Origin of the sequence: Pseudonocardia kunmingensis (assembly GCF_006716445.1) — a bacterium.
Classification (GTDB): domain Bacteria; phylum Actinomycetota; class Actinomycetes; order Mycobacteriales; family Pseudonocardiaceae; genus Pseudonocardia; species Pseudonocardia kunmingensis.
Window position 1 is genome coordinate 2,714,216 of the sequence record NZ_VFPA01000001.1, and the last position, 17,955, is coordinate 2,732,170.

Annotated in this window: 19 protein-coding genes; 5 read left to right on the plus strand and 14 right to left on the minus strand. The window is 74.3% G+C overall.

Features of this window, described 5'->3' with window-relative positions; translation table 11 throughout:
* The first annotated feature begins 122 nt into the window (after positions 1 to 122).
* Positions 123 to 1,028, plus strand: a complete 906-nt coding sequence (locus tag FB558_RS12935) for a serine protease (RefSeq protein ID WP_142052215.1) — start codon at positions 123 to 125, stop codon at positions 1,026 to 1,028.
* A 10-nt stretch (positions 1,029 to 1,038) separates the two neighbouring features.
* Here FB558_RS12935 and hpt read toward each other — a convergent pair whose 3' ends face one another.
* The 4 genes from hpt to dacB form a co-directional block, all read right to left on the minus strand.
* Positions 1,039 to 1,602 (minus strand): hypoxanthine phosphoribosyltransferase, encoded by a 564-nt coding sequence (gene hpt / locus FB558_RS12940; protein WP_142052217.1) that lies wholly within the window; start codon positions 1,600 to 1,602, stop codon positions 1,039 to 1,041.
* Positions 1,603 to 1,630: 28 nt separating this feature from the next.
* Positions 1,631 to 2,677 (minus strand): tRNA lysidine(34) synthetase TilS, encoded by a 1,047-nt coding sequence (tilS, locus tag FB558_RS12945; protein ID WP_142052220.1) that lies wholly within the window; start codon positions 2,675 to 2,677, stop codon positions 1,631 to 1,633.
* 120 nt (positions 2,678 to 2,797) lie between these two features.
* Complete coding sequence (locus tag FB558_RS12950) at positions 2,798 to 3,868, minus strand: zinc-dependent metalloprotease (protein ID WP_246106527.1); 1,071 nt, start codon at positions 3,866 to 3,868, stop codon at positions 2,798 to 2,800.
* Between the two features lie 85 nt (positions 3,869 to 3,953).
* The gene (gene dacB / locus FB558_RS12955; RefSeq protein ID WP_142052224.1) at positions 3,954 to 5,381 is read right to left on the minus strand and encodes a D-alanyl-D-alanine carboxypeptidase/D-alanyl-D-alanine endopeptidase; all 1,428 of its coding nucleotides are present in this window, start codon (positions 5,379 to 5,381) and stop codon (positions 3,954 to 3,956) included.
* Positions 5,382 to 5,526: 145 nt separating this feature from the next.
* Between dacB and FB558_RS12960 the strand changes: the two genes are divergently transcribed.
* Entirely contained in the window at positions 5,527 to 6,018 is a 492-nt protein-coding gene (locus tag FB558_RS12960) for an inorganic diphosphatase (protein ID WP_142052227.1), read from the plus strand.
* Between the two features lie 13 nt (positions 6,019 to 6,031).
* Here the strand turns inward: FB558_RS12960 and FB558_RS12965 are convergent, their stop codons facing one another.
* The 4 genes from FB558_RS12965 to FB558_RS12980 form a co-directional block, all read right to left on the minus strand.
* On the minus strand, positions 6,032 to 6,562 hold the full coding sequence (locus FB558_RS12965) for a MarR family winged helix-turn-helix transcriptional regulator (RefSeq protein ID WP_246106398.1): 531 nt from the start codon (positions 6,560 to 6,562) through the stop codon (positions 6,032 to 6,034).
* Positions 6,563 to 6,660: 98 nt separating this feature from the next.
* Positions 6,661 to 6,906: a hypothetical protein gene (locus FB558_RS12970; RefSeq protein ID WP_142052230.1), complete on the minus strand. Its 246-nt coding sequence runs from the start codon at positions 6,904 to 6,906 to the stop codon at positions 6,661 to 6,663.
* Between the two features lie 101 nt (positions 6,907 to 7,007).
* A complete protein-coding gene (locus tag FB558_RS12975) occupies positions 7,008 to 8,228 on the minus strand; it encodes an acetyl-CoA C-acetyltransferase (protein ID WP_142052233.1) in 1,221 nt (406 codons plus the stop codon).
* A gap of 13 nt (positions 8,229 to 8,241) precedes the next feature.
* Positions 8,242 to 8,694, minus strand: a complete 453-nt coding sequence (locus FB558_RS12980; RefSeq protein ID WP_142052236.1) for a MaoC family dehydratase — start codon at positions 8,692 to 8,694, stop codon at positions 8,242 to 8,244.
* A 154-nt stretch (positions 8,695 to 8,848) separates the two neighbouring features.
* On the opposite strand from FB558_RS12980, the gene FB558_RS12985 reads away from it, so the two are divergent.
* Positions 8,849 to 10,159 (plus strand): MFS transporter, encoded by a 1,311-nt coding sequence (locus tag FB558_RS12985; protein WP_142052239.1) that lies wholly within the window; start codon positions 8,849 to 8,851, stop codon positions 10,157 to 10,159.
* 33 nt (positions 10,160 to 10,192) lie between these two features.
* Here FB558_RS12985 and FB558_RS12990 read toward each other — a convergent pair whose 3' ends face one another.
* On the minus strand, positions 10,193 to 10,630 hold the full coding sequence (locus tag FB558_RS12990; RefSeq protein WP_142052241.1) for a hypothetical protein: 438 nt from the start codon (positions 10,628 to 10,630) through the stop codon (positions 10,193 to 10,195).
* Positions 10,627 to 11,595, minus strand: a complete 969-nt coding sequence (locus FB558_RS12995; RefSeq protein ID WP_211366344.1) for a ferritin family protein — start codon at positions 11,593 to 11,595, stop codon at positions 10,627 to 10,629. Before FB558_RS12995 ends, FB558_RS12990 begins: the two co-directional genes overlap by 4 nt.
* A 145-nt stretch (positions 11,596 to 11,740) precedes the next feature.
* On the opposite strand from FB558_RS12995, the gene surE reads away from it, so the two are divergent.
* Together surE and FB558_RS43235 are read left to right on the plus strand one after the other, a co-directional pair.
* Entirely contained in the window at positions 11,741 to 12,553 is an 813-nt protein-coding gene (surE, locus tag FB558_RS13000) for a 5'/3'-nucleotidase SurE (protein ID WP_142052243.1), read from the plus strand.
* A gap of 63 nt (positions 12,554 to 12,616) precedes the next feature.
* Positions 12,617 to 12,787 (plus strand): hypothetical protein, encoded by a 171-nt coding sequence (locus tag FB558_RS43235; RefSeq protein ID WP_170231286.1) that lies wholly within the window; start codon positions 12,617 to 12,619, stop codon positions 12,785 to 12,787.
* Positions 12,788 to 12,799: 12 nt separating this feature from the next.
* Here the strand turns inward: FB558_RS43235 and FB558_RS13005 are convergent, their stop codons facing one another.
* From FB558_RS13005 to FB558_RS13020, 4 genes are read right to left on the minus strand one after another with little or no spacing between them, the layout of a single operon-like run.
* Entirely contained in the window at positions 12,800 to 13,189 is a 390-nt protein-coding gene (locus FB558_RS13005) for a hypothetical protein (protein WP_142052245.1), read from the minus strand.
* 33 nt (positions 13,190 to 13,222) lie between these two features.
* Positions 13,223 to 14,671: a fused MFS/spermidine synthase gene (locus FB558_RS13010; RefSeq protein ID WP_142052248.1), complete on the minus strand. Its 1,449-nt coding sequence runs from the start codon at positions 14,669 to 14,671 to the stop codon at positions 13,223 to 13,225.
* 58 nt (positions 14,672 to 14,729) lie between these two features.
* Positions 14,730 to 15,878: an acyl-CoA dehydrogenase family protein gene (locus FB558_RS13015; RefSeq protein WP_211366347.1), complete on the minus strand. Its 1,149-nt coding sequence runs from the start codon at positions 15,876 to 15,878 to the stop codon at positions 14,730 to 14,732.
* Entirely contained in the window at positions 15,878 to 17,860 is a 1,983-nt protein-coding gene (locus tag FB558_RS13020; protein ID WP_142052251.1) for an ATP-binding protein, read from the minus strand. Before FB558_RS13020 ends, FB558_RS13015 begins: the two co-directional genes overlap by 1 nt.
* Between the last annotated feature and the right edge of the window lie 95 nt (positions 17,861 to 17,955).

Sequence of the window (17,955 nt, forward strand, 5' to 3'; positions counted from 1 at the left end):
TTCCCGGGTGTGAGCAGGGGCGATGGCGAGGGGTATCCCCGGACCGCCCGCGTCGTTGAGCCACTGGCGGAGGCGGACGACTCGGACTCGCCGACGGCGGCGTCGGTGTTGGGGGTAGCACGATGACGGTGAGGGCCCGCGGCATCGCGCTGGCGGTTGCACTGGGTGGTCTCGCGGTGGGCGCGGTCATCGCCCCTGCGGCCACGGCGGCGCCGACCCGGAGCGCGGCCGGTGACTGGGCGCCGGCGGACTCGGCGCCGATCCGCCCGGGCGTGGTCACCGAGACCGAGGGCGGCGGGTCCTGCACGAGCAACTTCGTGTTCACCAGCGGCGACCGCACGTTCCTCGGCCAGGCCGCGCACTGCGCGGGCACCGGTGACGCCACCGAGACCGACGGGTGCGACTCCGGCACCGGCGGCATCGGCACCCCCGTCACCATCAAGGCCGCCGACGGCTCCGACCGCACCGGGCGCCTCGCCTACAGCTCGTGGGTCACGATGCAGGAGATCGGCGAGTCCGACCCCGACGTCTGCGCCCACAACGACTTCGCCCTCGTCGAGATCGCCGCCGAGGACGCCGACGAGGTCAACCCGAGCATCCCGTTCTTCGGGGGCCCCACCGGCATCGACGCCGACGGCCTCACGCCCGGCGAGCTGGTCTACAGCTACGGCAACTCCCCGCTGCGGCTGGGCATCAGCGCGCTCAGCCCGAAGGTCGGCATCAACGCCGCCGAGGAGGGCGGCGGCCTGAGCCACGAGGTCTACACCGTGAGCCCGGGTGTGCCCGGCGACTCCGGCAGCGCGTTCCTCGACGGCTCGGGCGACGCGGTCGGCGTGCTGTCCACGCTGAACCTCGCGCCGCTGCCGGTCAGCAACGGCGTGAGCGACCTGGCGGCCGCGCTCGACTACGCGAGCGCGAACGGCGACGTGGGCGACGTCGCGCTCGCCACCGGCACCGAGCCGTTCGACGCGAGCCCGCTCGGCGTTCCCGCCGAGGCGCTGGCCGTGCCTGCGCTCCCCGCAGGCTGAACGGGGCGCGTCAGGCGTACACGGACGGGTCGAGCGTGCCGATGAACGGCAGGTCCCGGTAGCGCTCGGCGTAGTCGAGGCCGTAGCCCACGACGAACTCGTTCGGGATGTCGAAGCCGACGTACTTCACCGGGACGTCGACCGTCACCGCGTCCGGCTTGCGCAGCAGCGTGCACACCGACAGCGACGCCGGCTGGCGCGACTCCAGGTTCTTCAGCAGCCAGGACAGCGTGAGGCCGGAGTCGATGATGTCCTCGACGATGAGCACGTCGCGGCCCGCGATGTCGCGGTCGAGGTCCTTGAGGATCCGCACCACGCCCGACGACGACGTGCCCGAGCCGTAGGACGTGACGGCCATGAACTCGAGCTGCACGGGCACCGGCAGCGCGCGCGCGAGGTCGGTCATGAACATGACGGCGCCCTTGAGGACGCCGACGAGCAGCAGGTCCGAGTCACGACCGGAACCGGAGCGCTCCGCCGAGTGGTCGGCCGCGATCTGCGCGGCCAGCTCGGCGGTCTTCTCGCGGATGGCCTGCTCGGTGACCAGCGTCGATGCGATGTCACCGTCGTACACGGCGGACGTCCTCCGGGAAGTGGTGGGATCAACCGCCGGGTGGTGGCCAGCGGACGGGGCGCAGGGAGAGCCTGCCACGTGCTCGCACCAGCTCCAACCCACCCGGTAGGGCGACGCCGCCCCGATCGGGGCCCCGACCTGCGAGGACGTCCGCGGCGCGGAGGTGCTCGTCGGTGAGCGCTGTGACGGACGCCGCGGCCAGCCAGGCCCGCAGCACCCGGCGGCGCAGCGCGGGGGGTACGGACCCGAGCGGGTCGGTGCGCAGCGTGCCCGCCCGCCGGGCGACGCCGGCCGCCGGTTCGTCGGGGAGCGCGTCGTCGGACGGCGCCGGGTCGTGCGCCCCGGCGAGCAGATCGGCGGCGACGGCGTCGAGCGCGTCGCCGTCCTCGCGCAGCTGGCGCGCCGTCCGGGCGAGCGCCTCCGCGACCCCGCCCGCGAGGACCTCCTCCAGCAGCGGCAGCACCTCGTGGCGCAGCCGGACGCGGGTGAACCGGGGGTCGCTGTTGTGCGGGTCGTCCCAGACGGGGAGGTCGAGGGCCGCGCACGCCGCGCGCGTCACCGTCCGGCGGACGCCGAGCAGCGGGCGGCACCAGGGCGCGTCCCAGGCCCGCATCCCGGCGAGCGACCGTGCGCCGGACCCGCGGCCCAGGCCGAGCAGGACCGTCTCCGCCTGGTCGTCGAGGGTGTGCCCGAGCAGCACCGGCGCGTCGGGGTGCGGGCGGGCCGCCCGCAGCGCGGCGTAGCGGGCCCGTCGCGCCGCCGCCTCCGTGCCGCCCGGACCGCTGACGTCGACGCGGTGCACGCCCGCCGTCGCGCCCAGCCCGCTGAGCAGCTCCGCGGTGGCCGCGGCCCGCTCGGCCGATCCGTCCTGCAGGCCGTGGTCGACGACGGCGGCGTGCACACCACGGCCGCGGACGGCGAGCGCGGCCGCCGCCAGCGCCAGCGAGTCGGCGCCACCGGAGCAGGCGACGAGCAGCGGGACGTCCCGCTGCGGCGCGGGCAGGCCGGCGAGTGCGGCGCGGACGGCCCGCCGAACCTCCGCCGCCGCGGCCCCACGCCCGGTCGCCCCGCTCACACGCCTCCATCCGCCGCCGGACGGCGGACTGTAGCTCGCACACCGACTCCTGCGCTCACACACCGACTGCAGTCAGTGTGTGAGCACCACAATCGGTGTGCGACCGCCCGGACCGGGGTGTCAGAGGTCGTGGATGCGGCGCAGCCAGTCGCCGGGCGCGGCCAGCTCGGCACGCGTCGGCAGGGTCTCTGGGCTCTCCCACACGCGGTTGAAGCCCTCCATGCCCGCCGCCAGCACGACGTGCCGCGTGAACGCCGAACCCACGGCGTACTGGCGCACCTTCGCCTCCACGCCGAGCAGCGCGCGCAGCAGGCGGTCGACGAGGCCACCGCCACGACGCCGGGCCGTGAACCGGTTGCGGATCGTGGCGACGGTCGGCACGACATCCGGGCCGACGGCGTCCATCACGTGGTCGGCGTGGCCCTCCAGCAGCGTGGTGAGCGCCAGCAGGCGGTCGAGCACCTCGCGCTGCTCGGGGCCCTGCAGCAGCTCCACGATGGCCAGCGAGTCGCCGCCGGACTCGCGCAGGGAGCGCAGCACCTCGGGGAGGCGGTCCAGCACGGCGCCGCGGTCGCCCTGCGCGATCGACAGGAACTTGGAGACCTCGTCGGCGAAGTAGGTGCGCAGCCACGGCACCGCCGTGAACTGCAGCCGGTGCGTGGCCTCGTGCAGGCACACCCACAGGCCGAAGTCGGCGCTGGGGACGTCCAGCGCCGTACGCGCCGCGTGCACGTTCGGGGCCACGAGCAGGAGGCGCCCCTCGCCGTCCGGGCCGCCGAACGGGTCGTACTGGCCCAGGACGCGGCCGCCGAGATACGCGACGACCCCGCCGACCTGCAGGCCCGCGGTCCGCGCGGTGACGCTGCGCGTCACGCGCGACACCTCGGGCAGCTCCGCCCCCGCGGTCAGCGCCGCCATGCCCGACACGGCCGCGGCCGCCCATGCCTTGCGGTCCACGACGTCGGCGGGCAGCAGCGGCAGCCCGTGCCCGAGTCCGGTGACCTCCCGGACGTGCCCCTCGGCCACCGCCGCGTCGGACCGCAGGCGCCGCACCAGCTCCGCGGCCTCCTCACGCGTGGCGTCGGGCCCGGGCTGCATCAGGCGGCCGGCCGTCCGGCTCGCGAGCTGCCAATCGACCGGGAGCCCGCGCTCCGCCGTGGGGCTCGGGCTGGGCTGGGACAGGTCGGTCACGTGCGGCACCCGCCCCACGCTACGCACCGGACGCCTCGTGAGTGGATAAGAGTGCTCCAGCACCCGTTCCCACTCACGGCCGGCGTCAGCCGGATCCGGCGCAGCCGCAGCGGCTGAGGTCGGCCGCCATCGCGTCGTGCAGCGGGCGGACCTCTCCGGGGTTCGCGCCGTTCGACATCAGGGCGAAGACCAGCAACCGGCCGTCGGCGTCGGTGACGACGCCTGCGAGGCTGCTCACCCCGGTGAGCGAGCCCGTCTTCGCCCGCACCACGCCGCGGCCGGACGCCGCGTCCCCGCTGCGGGCGTAGCGGTCGTCGAGCGTGCCCTCGCCACCCGCCACCGGGAGGCCGGACAGGATCGGACGCAGGAACTGCGTGTCGAGCGGGTTCTGCGCGGGCGCGGCCGCCGCGGCGAGCACCGCGCCGAGCAGCTGCGGGGGCACCTCGTTGCGCGTCGACATCCCGCTCGCGTCGACGAGGTGGGCACCGGTCGTGTCGATCCCCGCCTGCTCGAGGGCGGCGAGGACCTGCCGCGCCCCGCCCGCGAAGGAACCCTCGTCGTCGCGGGCGAGCGCGACCTCGTGGGCGAGCATGTCGGCGAGCGTGTTGTCCGACACGCGCAGGGAGTGCTCGACCAGCTCCGCGATCGGCGCCGACGACACCGAGGCCAGACCCACCGCGCCCGGGTCCGCCGTGCCCTCGTCGACGGACTCGACCCCCAGCTCCTCGGCCAGCGCCCGGCCCGCCGCCAGCGCCGGGTCCTCGACGCGCGGGCCGTCCTGCAGCGTGGGGTCGACGCGGCCGCCGTCGACCATCAGGGGCTCGATCGGGGTGATGTACCCCGCGGCGATGTCGCCCGGCAGCCAGCCCTCGGCGAGCCGGGGGCCGGTGTAGCGGCTCGTGTCGACGAGGACGGTGTCGATCTCGCCCTGGGCGTTCTCCCGCACCTCGTCGGCGAGCTCGCTGATCCGCGGCGCGTCCGGGTAGAGGCTCTCCTCGCCCTCGGGCAGGGCGGTGAGCGTCGGGTCGCCGCCGCCGACCAGCACCACAGTTCCCGGCTCCGACCCCGCCACGACCCTGGTGTCCAGCCGGTCCGTCGGGTTGAGCGTGAGCAGCGCGGCCGCCGCGGTGAGCACCTTCCCCGTGGACGCCGGGACGAACGCGCGTTCCGGGGTGTGGCCCCACAGCTGCGCCCCCGTGGCCGGGTCGATGACGACGCCCGCGAACCGCCCCGGCATGTCGTCGGCCGCCGGGTCGAGCACGTCGGCCAGCCCGGCGGGGGTCGGCGTGGGCGCCTCGACCGCCAGCGGGCGCAGGACCGCCTGCGGCACGGGCGGCGCGGGCGCGGCCGCTTCCTGGACGAGGCCCAGCCGTTCGACCAGCGCGGGGCTGCTGAGGGCGACCGCGCTCCCGGCCGCGCCCGCGAGGGCGAACACCGCGAGAACCGCGACGCTCCGTCGCGCTCCGGGACCGGGAAGTCGCAGCGTGTCACCGATCCGTCGCCCGAGACCCACGCGCGCGCTCCTCCACGTCGTCCGGTGCCCCCGCGGTGTCGGCACCGCCGACGCCGTCCCTCAGACTAGGGCCAGGCGCCGAGGCCGGTCGCCCGACCGGTACCGGCACCCCATCCGACCGACAGCACAGCAGGAGAGAGCGCCAGTGGACTTCGACGTCACCATCGAGATCCCCAAGGGCGGCCGCAACAAGTACGAGGTGGACCACGAAACGGGACGCATCCGGCTCGACCGGACGCTGTTCACGGCCACCCAGTACCCGGCCGACTACGGGTTCATCGAGGACACGCTGGGGGAGGACGGCGACCCGCTGGATGCGCTGGTGCTCGTGCAGGAGCCCACGTTCCCCGGTTGCCTGATCCGCTCCCGCGCGATCGGCATGTTCCGGATGAAGGACGAGAAGGGCGGCGACGACAAGGTCCTCTGCGTCCCCAGCGACGACCCGCGCCAGGAGCACCTGCGCGACATCCACCACATGCCCGAGTTCGACCGGGCCGAGATCCAGCACTTCTTCGAGATCTACAAGACCCTCGAGCCGGGCAAGAGCGTCGAGGGCGCCATGTGGGTGGGCCGGGCCGACGCGGAGCGCGAGATCAAGGCGTCCTGGCAGCGCGCCAAGGACAACGCGGGCCACTGAGGCGCGAGCCTCCTCAGCCGGGGAGGCTGCGCGACCCCCCGGCCGTGGCCTCGACCGGCGGGGCCGGGGGTGCCTCGGCCGGCCGGGGCTTCAGGGCGTTGTTCGCGAAGTCGGTGGTGAACCGCGCGAGGAGCTCCGCCAGCTTCCGGCGGTCCTCCACCGGCCAGTCGTCGAGCATCTCGGCGATCCGCTCGATCCGCACCCGCCGGTTCTCCTCGAAGACCCGCCGCCCCTCGTCGGTGGCCACGAGCAGCGTGGCCCGGCCGTCCTCGGGGTCGGTGGTCCGCTCGACCAGGCCCAGCCGGACCAGGTGCGCCACCTGGCGGCTGATCGTCGACGGGTCGGAGTGCACCGCCTCGGCGAGGGTGCCCGCGCGGCGGGGCCCGTCCTTCACGAGGTGGACGAGCAGGAGGTACGTGGCCCGCTCCACCGCGTCGGGGTGGTCGGCCTGGTACTGCGCGTGCTTGCGCTCCATCAGGCGGACCAGCCGGATGAGCTGGCCGCTCACCTCATCGGCGAGGGCGAGGTCGTCGTCGGACGGCACGGCGCGCTCCTGAGGCTGCTCGCGGGGAGGACGAACTACTTGACTGCCGCAAGCGTGTACCGGAACCCGCCGCGACGGCAACTCCCCGTGATGTGACGTCAGCCGGCGAGGGCAGCGCGACCGGCCGCGGTGAGCCGGGCAGGCCCCAGCGGACGGGCGGGGTCGGGCGCGTGGACGAGCCCGGCGGCCACGAGCCGGCGACCGGCCGCGAAGTCGGTGCAGACCAGGCCGTCGACCAGCAGGAGCGGCGCCCACCCGGTCCCGAGCTCGCAACGGCCCTCCGCGACGGCGCGCAGCACGGCCTGGTCCCGGCGGCTCAACGTGGACGTCTCCGCGCCCGGCATCTCCCTCGACTCCCCTCGCTCTCGGCGGTCACTCTCACAAGGGGTGTCGTACCTCCGGGCAGCGGTGTTTCACATCACGGCACCCGAGCGGGTCACACCGCTCACGCGGCGTTCACCCGTTCGACGACCGCCGCGAGGCCCTGGCCGCCGCCGATGCACATCGTCTCGAGGCCGTAACGGGCGTCGCGGCGCACCATCTCGCGCGCCATCGTGGCGAGGATCCGCCCACCGGTGGCGCCGACCGGGTGCCCCAGCGAGATGCCGGACCCGTTGACGTTGACGCGCTCGAAGTCCTCGGGCGCGAGCTTCCACTCGCGCGTGCAGGCCAGCACCTGCGCGGCGAAGGCCTCGTTGAGCTCGATCAGGTCGACGTCGGCCAGCGTCAGCTCGGCGGCGTCGAGCGCCTTGGCGACGGCGGGCACCGGGCCGATCCCCATGGTGGCCGGCGGCACGCCGCCGATGCCCCACGACACGATCCGGACCAGCGGCCGCAGCCCGAGCTCGGCCGCCTTCGCCGGGTGGGTCACCACGCAGATCGCGGCGCCGTCGTTCTGGCCGCTCGCGTTGCCCGCGGTGACCGTGGCGCCCGGGTCGTCGCGGCCCAGGATCGGGCGCAGCCCGGCGAGCTTCTCCACCGACGAGTCGGCGCGGATGTGCTCGTCGGTGTCGACGACGGTGTCGCCCTTGCGGCCCTTCACCGTGACCGGGACGATCTCGTCAGCGAACCGCCCCTCGTCCCGCGCCGCCGCGGCGCGGCGGTGCGAGCGGACCGCGAACTCGTCCTGCTCCTCGCGCGGGATCGAGTACTCGCGGCGCAGGTTCTCGGCGGTCTCGAGCATCCCGCCGGGCACCGGGAAGTTGATCCCGCCCGCGGTGACGCGGCCGCGCGCGAGCGCGTCGTGCAGCATCACGCCGGGCCCGCCCCTGGCCCCCCAGCGCATCGCGGTGGAGTAGAACGGCGCGTTCGACATCGACTCGGCGCCACCGGCCAGCACGACCTCCGACGCGCCCGCCTGCACCTGCATCGCCGCGTACAGCACCGCCTGGAGCCCGGAGCCGCAGCGCCGGTCGATCTGCAGCCCGTTGACGGTGACCGGCAGGCCGGCGTCGAGGGCCGCCACCCGCCCGATCGCGGGGGCGTCCATCGTGGGGTAGCAGTGCCCGAGCACCACGTCGTCCACCGACTCGCCGGGCAGGCCGGTGCGTTCGAGCAGGGCCCGGATCACCGTGGCCGCCAGCTCGTGGGCCGGCACGTCGCGCAGCGCGCCGCCGAACCCACCCACCGGGGTCCGCAGCGGCTCGCAGATCACCGCATCACGCATCGCAAGAACCTCCTCAGACGTAGCGCCGGGTCAGCCACTCGGCGACGAGCGCGGGCCGTTCCGAGCCCTCGATCTCGACCGTCACCTTCGTGGTCAGCTGGACACCGCCGTCGACGTCCGTGACCTCGGCCAGCTCGGCGCTGGCCCGCACCTTGCTGCCGACGGGAACCGGCGAGGTGAACCGCACCTTGTTCAACCCGTAGTTGACGCCCATCTTCGTGCCCTCGACCTGGAAGGTCTGCGCGACGAGCACGGGCAGCAGCGAGAGCGTGAGGAACCCGTGCGCGATCGTGGCGCCGAAGGGCCCCGCCTTCGCCCGTTCCCGGTCGACGTGGATCCACTGGTGGTCGCCAGTGGCGTCGGCGAACGTGTCGATCTGGGACTGGTCCACCGTCACCCAGTCGCTCACCCCGAGCGTCGACCCCACCGCCGCACGCAGCTCGTCGACCCCGTTGAAGACGCGCATCCTTCGCTCCGATCCTCGGTCTCCCGGTCACCCTGCCACAGCCGGCCGACGGGTCCGATGCGTGAGATGCGGCACCCCTTGACAGCCCACGGCGGCACGCCGAACCTGAGAGACGGTTCTAGAGCGCGATTCGGCGTGCGACGAGGAGGTCGCGATGGGCCCGCGGTACGTACGCCTGCTCGACGAGTACCCCACCGGCCGCCGGCGGCTGCGGATCCTCACGATGGCCGTACTGGCCAGCCTGATCTGCTCCTACGAGGGGCAGATCGCACCCGTGGTCCCGCTGCTGCTCGAGGACCTGGACATGACCCTCGCCACGTACGGCGCGATCTCCGCCGTGGGCGCGGTGGCCGGTGCCGTGGCCGGGATCATCGGCGGGCGGTTCACCGACAAGGTCGGCCGGGTGCGGCTGCTGATCCCGCTGATGATGCTCACCGCGCTGTGCTGCTTCGTGATGGCGCTGGTCCGCACGCCCGACCAGTTCCTCGCCGCCAAGGTGACGATGTCGTTCATCGAGGGCGCTGCGATCGCCTGCACGGCCCCGCTGGTGCGCGACTTCTCACCCCGCATGGGCCGCGCGCAGGCGTTCGCCTTCTGGACATGGGGCCCGGTCGGCGCGAACTTCCTCGCCGCCGCGATCGCCGGCTTGACGCTGCCGCTGTTCGGCAACGCCTGGCAGTCCCAGCTCGTGATCATGGGCGGCGTCTCGCTCGTGCTCTCGATCGTGATCGCGACGAACATCGCCGAGCTGTCACCCGCGCTGCGGGCGAAGATCGTGCAGACCGAGGACAGCACGGTGGCCGTCGTCGACGAGGAGCGCCCCGCGCTGGCCCGCACGCTGTTCACCCACCCCACGATGTGGGCGCACGTCGTCGGCATCGCGTTCTGGCTCGTGCTCTACCTGACGCTCACGCTGTACGGCCAGACGATGCTCGTGCAGACCTTCGACATGAGCACCGCGCAGGCCTCCGCGGTCATGACGGTCTTCTGGATCCTCGACCTGGTGGCCCTCGTCGTGGCCGGCCGGTGGTCCGACCGGCTGCAGCTGCGCCGCCCGTTCGCGCTCGCAGGGACGATCGTGGGCCTGGGCGTGTTGCTGTTCTTCGTGTTCCTGCTCGGGCAGCCCGCGGTGTCGCTGCCGGCCCTCATGGTCACCGGCGTGGTGCTGGGCGGCGTGCTCGGCGCGGCCTACGCACCGTGGATGGCCAACTTCTCCGAGGACGCCGAGAACATCGACCCGCGCCTGCAGGGCACGGCGTGGGGCATGTTCTCGTTCCTGGTCAAGGGCATGGCCGTGGTCGTGCTGCTCGTGGTGCCGCACGTCGTCGCCGCGACGAGCTGGCAGTTCTGGATGGCGTGCACGGCCGGGTGCATGGCCCTGTTCGCCGTGGCGATCTGCTTCTTCGGGGGGCCGTGGCGGCGCGCCGCAACCCCCCAGGCGACGAACGGCACCCTCGTCGGCTAGGTACCGACGAAAGTGCCGTTCGTCAGGCGTAGGTCAGGCGCTCGACGGGGCCGGGACGCGTCCGATCGCCGCCAGCGACTCCACCACGAAGTAGATCATCCGGAAGAACGCGAGGACGTCGCCGCGCTCCAGCCGGATGCGCCGGTACATCACCAGCCGCCCGGCGTCGGCGCCGTCCTGCAGCTCCTGCCAGACCGCGAGCGGCGCCGCGAGGACGTAGGTGGCCGTGGCGACGGCGTCCGGTCCGACGATCTCGGCGCGCGTGCACCGCCCCTGCTCCCACTCGAGCAGCAGGTGCGCGGGCAGGTCGGTGGCGACGAGCGCCCAGACGCCGTCGTGGCGGGCGCGGGCGTTGTCGATCCACTCCCAGTAGGTGGGCAGCTTCCCGGCGCGCACGACGTCGTCCGGACCGCGGTCGACGGCGTCGCGGACGGCCCCGGCCCACCCGGGCTCGAACAACGAGGCGCTCATCCGCCCGCCACCTCCGGCTCGATCTGCTGGATCTTCTCCTGCAGGTCGGGCGGCAGGTCGATCCCGACGTCCGAGAGCTTCATCGACAGCTGCCGGATCATCAGCCGCCGCACCTCCTCCGGGGTCCAGCCGAGCGCCTCGAGGGCGAGCCTGCGGCTCACGGCGCCGTTCATCGCGAGGATCGTGCGCAGCGTCTCGTGGATCTCCCGCAGGAGCGGGGGATCGGCGCGCACCGCGTCGCGCAGGAACCGCATCCCGCCCTGGACGTGGCGCGCCTCGTCGCGGCAGGTGGCCGTGAACCCGGCGTAGTAGGCCGGCAGCAGACCCCGTTCCCGGCAGTAGGTGAGCGTGATCTTCATGACCGACAGCGCGAGCACGCCCTCGATCCACAGGAAGTAGGTGGTGCCGTAGCGGACGCGTGCCGCCGGGTCCTCCGGGTCGCGCCGCAGCTCGTCGGCCTGGTAGGCGAGCAGCCCGAACGGGCCCACGAACGTCTCCGAGATGTGCGGGAAGGAGGCGTCGAGCACGTCCTGCACGCTCTCGCCCGCCAGCCCGACGACCTCGCGGTAGAAGCGGTCGAAGAACACGGTGTGCCGGGCCTCGTCCTCGATCTGGCTCGACATGTAGATCTTCGACTCCTCGCTGCCCGCCAGCATGAACACCGGCAGCTCCACCTCCACCTGGCGCTCGCCGTGGTGGAAGCCCGAGGAGATGGCCACGAACGCGTCGCGCTCCTCCTGCGTCATGCGGGTGTGCCAGTCGAGGACGTCCTGGCCGAAGTCGAGCTCGTAGACGTCCCAGCGCTGGCGCAGGTAGCGCCGGTAGAGGTCGAGGTAGCCGGGCAGCTTCTTGAGGTCCGCGTGCACGTAGTCGAGCACGTCGTCGATGTCGACGTCCCGGATCTGCGCGAGGGTGGACGCGTCCACCGCCTCCTGCCGCGGGACGGTGTGCTGTTCGGTGGTCATGAGCGCCACTCCTCATCGTCGAGGCCGGGCCACGGTGTGACTCAGATCCTAGAACGAGATTCGCCATCGCTGAACCCCGTCGACGATCCCGTGAGCGTCATCGCGACGCCCTCCGGTGGCCACCTCGCTCGCCTACGGTGGAGCGGTGGCCTCTTCCCGACGTCTCCGCGCCCTGATCACCAACGACGACGGCATCGACTCGCCGGGCCTGTGGGCCCTGGCCGCGGGAGCGCGGGACGCCGGGTTCGACGTGGTCGTCGCCGCCCCGCACGTCGACGCGAGCGGCGTGGGCGGTTCGGTGCTGTCGGTGCGGGAGGACGGCCGCACCCGGCTGCAGCGCCGCGAGCTGCCCGAGCTGGCGGGGGTGCCGGCGTTCGCCGTGGAGGGCCACCCGGCGTTCATCGTCCACGCGGCGGGCCGTGGCTGGCTCGACCCGGAGCCCGACGTCGTGCTGTCCGGCATCAACATCGGCGCGAACCTGGGGCACTCGGTGCTGCACTCCGGCACGATCGGCGCGGCGCTGGCGGCGTCCCTGCACGGCTGGCGCGCGCTGGCCGTCTCGCTCGGCACACCCGCGGTCACGCCCGAGCGCCCGCACTGGGAGAGCGCCCTGCAGGTGCTGCCCGACGTCCTCGACCTGCTGCTGGCCAGCCCCGACGCCACCGTCCTGTCGCTGAACGTGCCGGACGTGCCCGTCGCCGAGCTGCGGGAGCTGCGGGAGGCGCGGCTCGCCCGGTTCGGCTCGGTGCAGGTGCGCGTCGACCACATCGCCGGCGACGACGCGGACGACGACGCGGACGTCCTGCACTCGCACGCCGCGGAGCTCGCGACGCCGCCGGAGCCGGGCACCGACACCGCGCTCGTGGCCGCGGGCCACCCGACGATCACCGAGCTGCAGTCGGTGTCCGACCGGCCCGGCCTGCTCGACGGCGCCACCGCCGCCAGGCGGGCGAGCTGACGCTCACGCACCGCAGCCGACCCCCCAACCGCGTGTAGCGGGCGGTCCTGGCACGATCCGCGGATGCGTGATCCCGACGCGCGGGCGGAATGGGCCGCCCGGTTCGCCCGCACGGTGGCCGAGGAGATCCGGGCCGGCATCGGCTCCGGCGCGATCACCGCGGCCGAGGCGGAGGAGCTGCTCGCCCGCGTGCGCGTCCTCCTCGACCAGGGCCTGGGGGCGCCGCGGGCGTGACCGCCCGGCGGATCAGTGCTCGTCGGACCCGGTGAGCTCGTGCTCGAGCCGGTCGGCCACCTCGACGACGAGCCGGAACGAGCGGTCGAAGCCGTCCAGCGCCGTGTCGCCGAGCGGGATGGAGTGGCGGAACAGCACCAGGCCGTCCACGGCGACGGCACCGCCGGCCACGCACTCACCGGCGAGCTCGAGCATCCGGGCGAGATCGATGTCGGCCGCGCGACCGACCGGCGAGGTGATCTGCGCCCACGGGTGGTCGTCCTCGCCGGTCACCGGCCGGACGGCCACGATCTGCGTGCGGTCGTCGCGCGTGGGCAGCCGGAACCACAGCTCGCCGCCGACCTGTCTCATGATCTCGTAGCGCACCCGCACGAACGCCACGAGGTCGTCCCATTCCGCCACCCCGCCACCTCCCTCCCGCGGACCGTACCGGGATCAGCTCATGAGCTGGTCGACCGGTGCCCGGTCGTCGGTCAGCACCGGTGCGTCCCGCGCGAAACGACGGGCCTCCTCGTCCCCGAGCACCGAGCCCGGCTCGCCGCGCGCCGCCGCCCCGGCCGCGAGCGCGGCGGCGTCGATCGGCAGGTCCGAGGCCACGACGACCGCGTTGCCCCCGCCGCCGGGCGCGAGCTGCTCGGGGCGCGCGAGCAGCGCGACGTGCGGGAAGCGCGCGGCGAGCGTGGCGACCTCGGCCGCGAGCAGGCCCCACGGATCGTGGTCGATCACGTTGAGCACGTAGATCCCGTCGTGGCGCAGCACCCGGTGCACGTCCGCGGCGAACTCGGCGGTGGCCAGGTGCCATGGCGTCGAACGGGCGCCGAAGGCGTCCCCCACCACCACGTCCGCCGACGCCGACGGCAGCGCGGCGAGCAGGCTGCGCGCGTCGCCGATCCGGGTGTCGACACCCGGGATCTCCGCGACGCCCAGCTCCCGGCGGCCCAGCTCGACGACTCCCGCGTCGACCTCCAGCACCGTGGACGCCGAGCCGGGGCGCGTGGCGGCCAGCCAGCGGGGCATCGTGAAGCCGCCACCGCCGACGTGCACCGCGTCGAGCGGCACGCCCGGCGCGAACGCCGCGTCGATCGCGTCGGCGAAGCGCTGCGTGTAGGCGAACTCGAGGTGCGCCGGATCGGCGAGGTCGACCGCGGAGTGGCGCAGGTCGTCCAGGACGAGCACCCGCACGTCCGGGTCGGCCGGGTCGGTCTGCACGCTGGCGCAGTAGTAGACGGTGTCGACGTCGCAGCGCCCGGGAACGGCCACGAGCGCGGCGGCCAGCACGGCGGCGGTGACCGCGGTGGCGGTGACGGCCGCCCGCGTGCGCTCGACGGCCGTGAGGGCGGCGGCCAGCAGGCACGCCGCGGCCGTGACCAGCAGGATCACCGCCACGGGCAGCAGCGCCACCAGGACGAAACCCGTGAGGAACACGCCCGCGAGCGACCCGACCGTTCCGGCGGCGGACAGCCCGCCGATCACCGCGCCCGCGCCGTCCACCTGCGCGAGCCGGGCGCGCGTGACCGCGGGCGTCACCATCGCGAGCGCCGTGACCGACACCAGCGTGGACGCCGCCACCAGCAGGACCGCGGCGAGCGGTCCGGGACCCAGCGCCGGCCCGAGCACCCGCACCAGCGGCCGGACCGCGAGCACGCCCAGCCCGCCCACGGCCAGCGCGCCGGCCGCCACCCGCCGGGGCGGCAGCACGTCGGCCCACCGCCCGCCCAGCGACGCGCCGGCCGCGATGCCGGCGAGCGCCACCCCGATGACCGCCGAGGTCGACTCGAGGGTCAGCCCGACGTACGGGGCGACCAGCCGCGTCGCCAGCGTCTCGACCACCAGGATCGCGGCACCGCTCACGAGTACGACGATCCGGGCGAACAGGGCGTTCACCCCACCATCCTCGCGCCCGCCCCGGGGTGGTCGATCCCGGGGCCCCGTTGGGTGGGGTCTACAGGCCGAGCTGGCGGGCGATCAGCATGCGCTGCACCTCGCTCGTGCCCTCGCCGATCTCCAGGATCTTGGCGTCGCGGTAGAAGCGGCCCACCGGGTACTCGTTCATGAAGCCGTAGCCGCCGAAGACCTGGGTGGCGTCGCGGGCGTTGTCCATCGCCGCGTTGGACGCGACGAGCTTGGCGATCGCCGCCTCCTTCTTGAACGGCTCGCCGCGCAGCATCTTCGCCGCGGCCGCGTAGTAGGCCAGCCGCGCGGTGTGGGCGCGGGCCTCCATGTCGGCGATCTTGAACTGGATCGCCTGGTAGCTGCCGATCGGCGCGCCGAACGCCTCGCGCTCGCGGGCGTAGCGCACCGACTCGTCCACGCAGCCCTGCGCGAGGCCCACCGAGAGCGCGGCGATCGCGACGCGCCCCTCGTCGAGGATGGACAGGAACTGCGCGTACCCGCGGCCGCGCTCGCCGAGCAGGTTCTCGGCCGGGACGCGGCAGTCGTCGAAGAACAGCTCGCGGGTGTCGGACGCGGACCAGCCGACCTTCGAGTACTTCTGCGAGACGCGGAACCCCGGGGTGCCCGCCGGCACGACGATCGCGGAGATCTCCTTGCGGCCGTCGCCCTGGGTGCCTGTGATCGCCGTGACGGTGACGATCGAGGTGACGTCGGTGCCCGCGTTCGTGATGAACGCCTTCGACCCGTTGATCACCCACTCGTCGCCGTCCAGCCGGGCGGTGGTGCGGGTGGCGCCCGCGTCCGAGCCGCCGCCGGGCTCGGTGAGGCCGAACGCGCCGAGCTTCTTCCCGGCCGCGAGGTCCGGCAGCCACCGGCGCTTCTGCTCCGCGGTCCCGAAGCGGTACAGCGGCATGGCGCCCAGCGAGACGCCGGCCTCGAGCGTGATCGCCACCGACGAGTCGACGCGCGCGAGCTCCTCCAGCGCGAGGCAGAGCGCGAAGTAGTCGCCGCCCATGCCGCCGTGCTCCTCGCTGATCGGCAGGCCGAACAGGCCCATCGCGCCCATCCGCGCCACCAGCGCGTACGGGAACTCGCCGCGTTCGTAGAGCTCGCCGATGACGGGCGCGACCTCCTTGCGCGCGAAGTCCTCGACTCCTGTGCGCAGCGCCTCGTGCTCCTCGGACAAGGTGAGGTCCATCAGTTCCCCTCGGGTTCGACGACCAGCAGCACGGCGTCCTTCGCGACCGCCTCGCCCGGGCGGGCGCGCAGCTCGCGGACCACCCCGGCGACCGGGGCGGTGAGCACGTGCTCCATCTTCATGGCCTCCACGACGACCAGCCGGGCTCCGGCGTCGACCTCCTGCCCGTCGGCGACCTCGACGGCCGTGACGGTGCCGGGCATCGGCGAGAGCACCGGCCCGCCCGCGCCGGCGTCGGCGGCCGTGGCGGCCTCCAGCGGGGCCTGCTCCCGGATCCCCCAGGCGCGCCCGTCGCGGCCGAGCCACAGGGTGTCGCCGTCCTGGGCACAGGCGTAGCGGCGCGTGACCCCGGCGACCGCGACGACCAGCGCGTCACCGTCCCGCGCCGCGGTGCACGGCTGCGGCTCGGCGTCCCCGACCGCCACCTCGGCGGCGGCCGCGCGACCGCGGATGCGGACGCCGACCGGGTCGTGCCCGGACACCGACATCCGCCAGGTCGTCCACGCGGGCTCGCCGACGCGCCACCCGCCGGGCACGTCGAACGGGTCGACGACGGGACCGGCCGGCTCCAGCGCCAGCAGCGCGTGCGCCGCGGCGGCGGCGAGCACGTCGTCGGGCAGCTCGGCGGCCGTCCAGTCGGCGAGCCTGCGCCCGACGAGGCCGGTGTCCAACCGGGCGGCGCGCACGTCCGGGTCGGCGAGCAGGGCGCGCAGGAAGCCGGTGTTGGTGTCGAGGCCGAGCAGCACGGTGTCGCGCAGCGCGGCGTCGAGCCGGCGCAGCGCCTCGGCGCGGTCGGCGCCGTGGGCGATCACCTTGGCGAGCATCGGGTCGTAGTCGCTGCCGACGACGGTGCCGTCGGCGACCCCGGAGTCGACCCGCACGCCCGCTCCGGCCGGCTCGCGCAGGGCGAGGATCCGCCCCCCGGTGGGCAGGAACCCGGCTGCGGGGTCCTCGGCGTAGACGCGCGCCTCGACGGCGTGGCCGGTGAGGCGCACGGCGTCCTGGTCGATCGGCAGCGGCTCCCCGGCGGCCACCCGCAGCTGCAGCTCCACCAGGTCTAGCCCGGTGACCAGCTCGGTGACCGGGTGCTCCACCTGCAGCCGGGTGTTCATCTCCATGAAGTAGAACCGGTCGGGGTCGTCGGCGCCGACGATGAACTCGACGGTGCCCGCGCCGGTGTAGCCGACCGCGCGCGCCGCCTCGACGGCCGCCGACCCCATCGCCGCGCGTTGCGCGGGCGTGAGCAGCGCCGACGGCGCCTCCTCCACGATCTTCTGGTGCCGCCGCTGCAGGCTGCACTCGCGCTCACCCAGGTGCACGACGTTGCCGTGCGCGTCGGCGAGCACCTGGATCTCGATGTGCCGCGGCGTCGTGACCAGGCGCTCCACCAGCAGCGTGTCGTCGCCGAAGGAGCCGCGCGCTTCTCGTCGGGCCGACGCGATCGCCTCACGCAGGTCCTCGGGCCGGTGCACCTCGCGCATGCCCTTGCCGCCACCGCCCGCGCTCGGCTTGAGCAGCACCGGGTAGCCGACGTCCTCGACCGCGGCGGCGAGCTCGTCGTCGGTGAGCCCCGCGCTGTCCGAGCCGGGGACGACCGGCACGCCCGCCTTCGCGACGGTGGCCTTCGCCGCGATCTTGTCGCCCATCGCCTCGATCGCCGACGCCGGCGGCCCCACGAAGACGACGCCCGCGTCGGCGCACGCCGCCGCGAACGCGGTGTTCTCCGACAGGAACCCGTACCCCGGGTGGATGGCCTGGGCCCCGGTCGCCGCGGCGGCCTCGAGCACGGCCGGGATGGAGAGGTAGCTCTGCGCGGCGGGGGCGGGCCCGATCCGGACGGCGACGTCGGCGAGCCGAACGTGCGGCGCGGAGTCATCGGCGTCGGAGAAGACGGCAACGGACCGCATGCCCAGCAGCCGCAATGTGCGCAGCACGCGCACGGCGATCTCGCCCCGGTTGGCGACGAGCACGGTGTCAAACACAGGACCCTCCAGATCCGACCTGGCGACGAACGGCACTCTCGTCGGTACCTAGCCGACGAACGTGCCGTTCGTCGCGGGGTTGCGGGTTCTGAGGC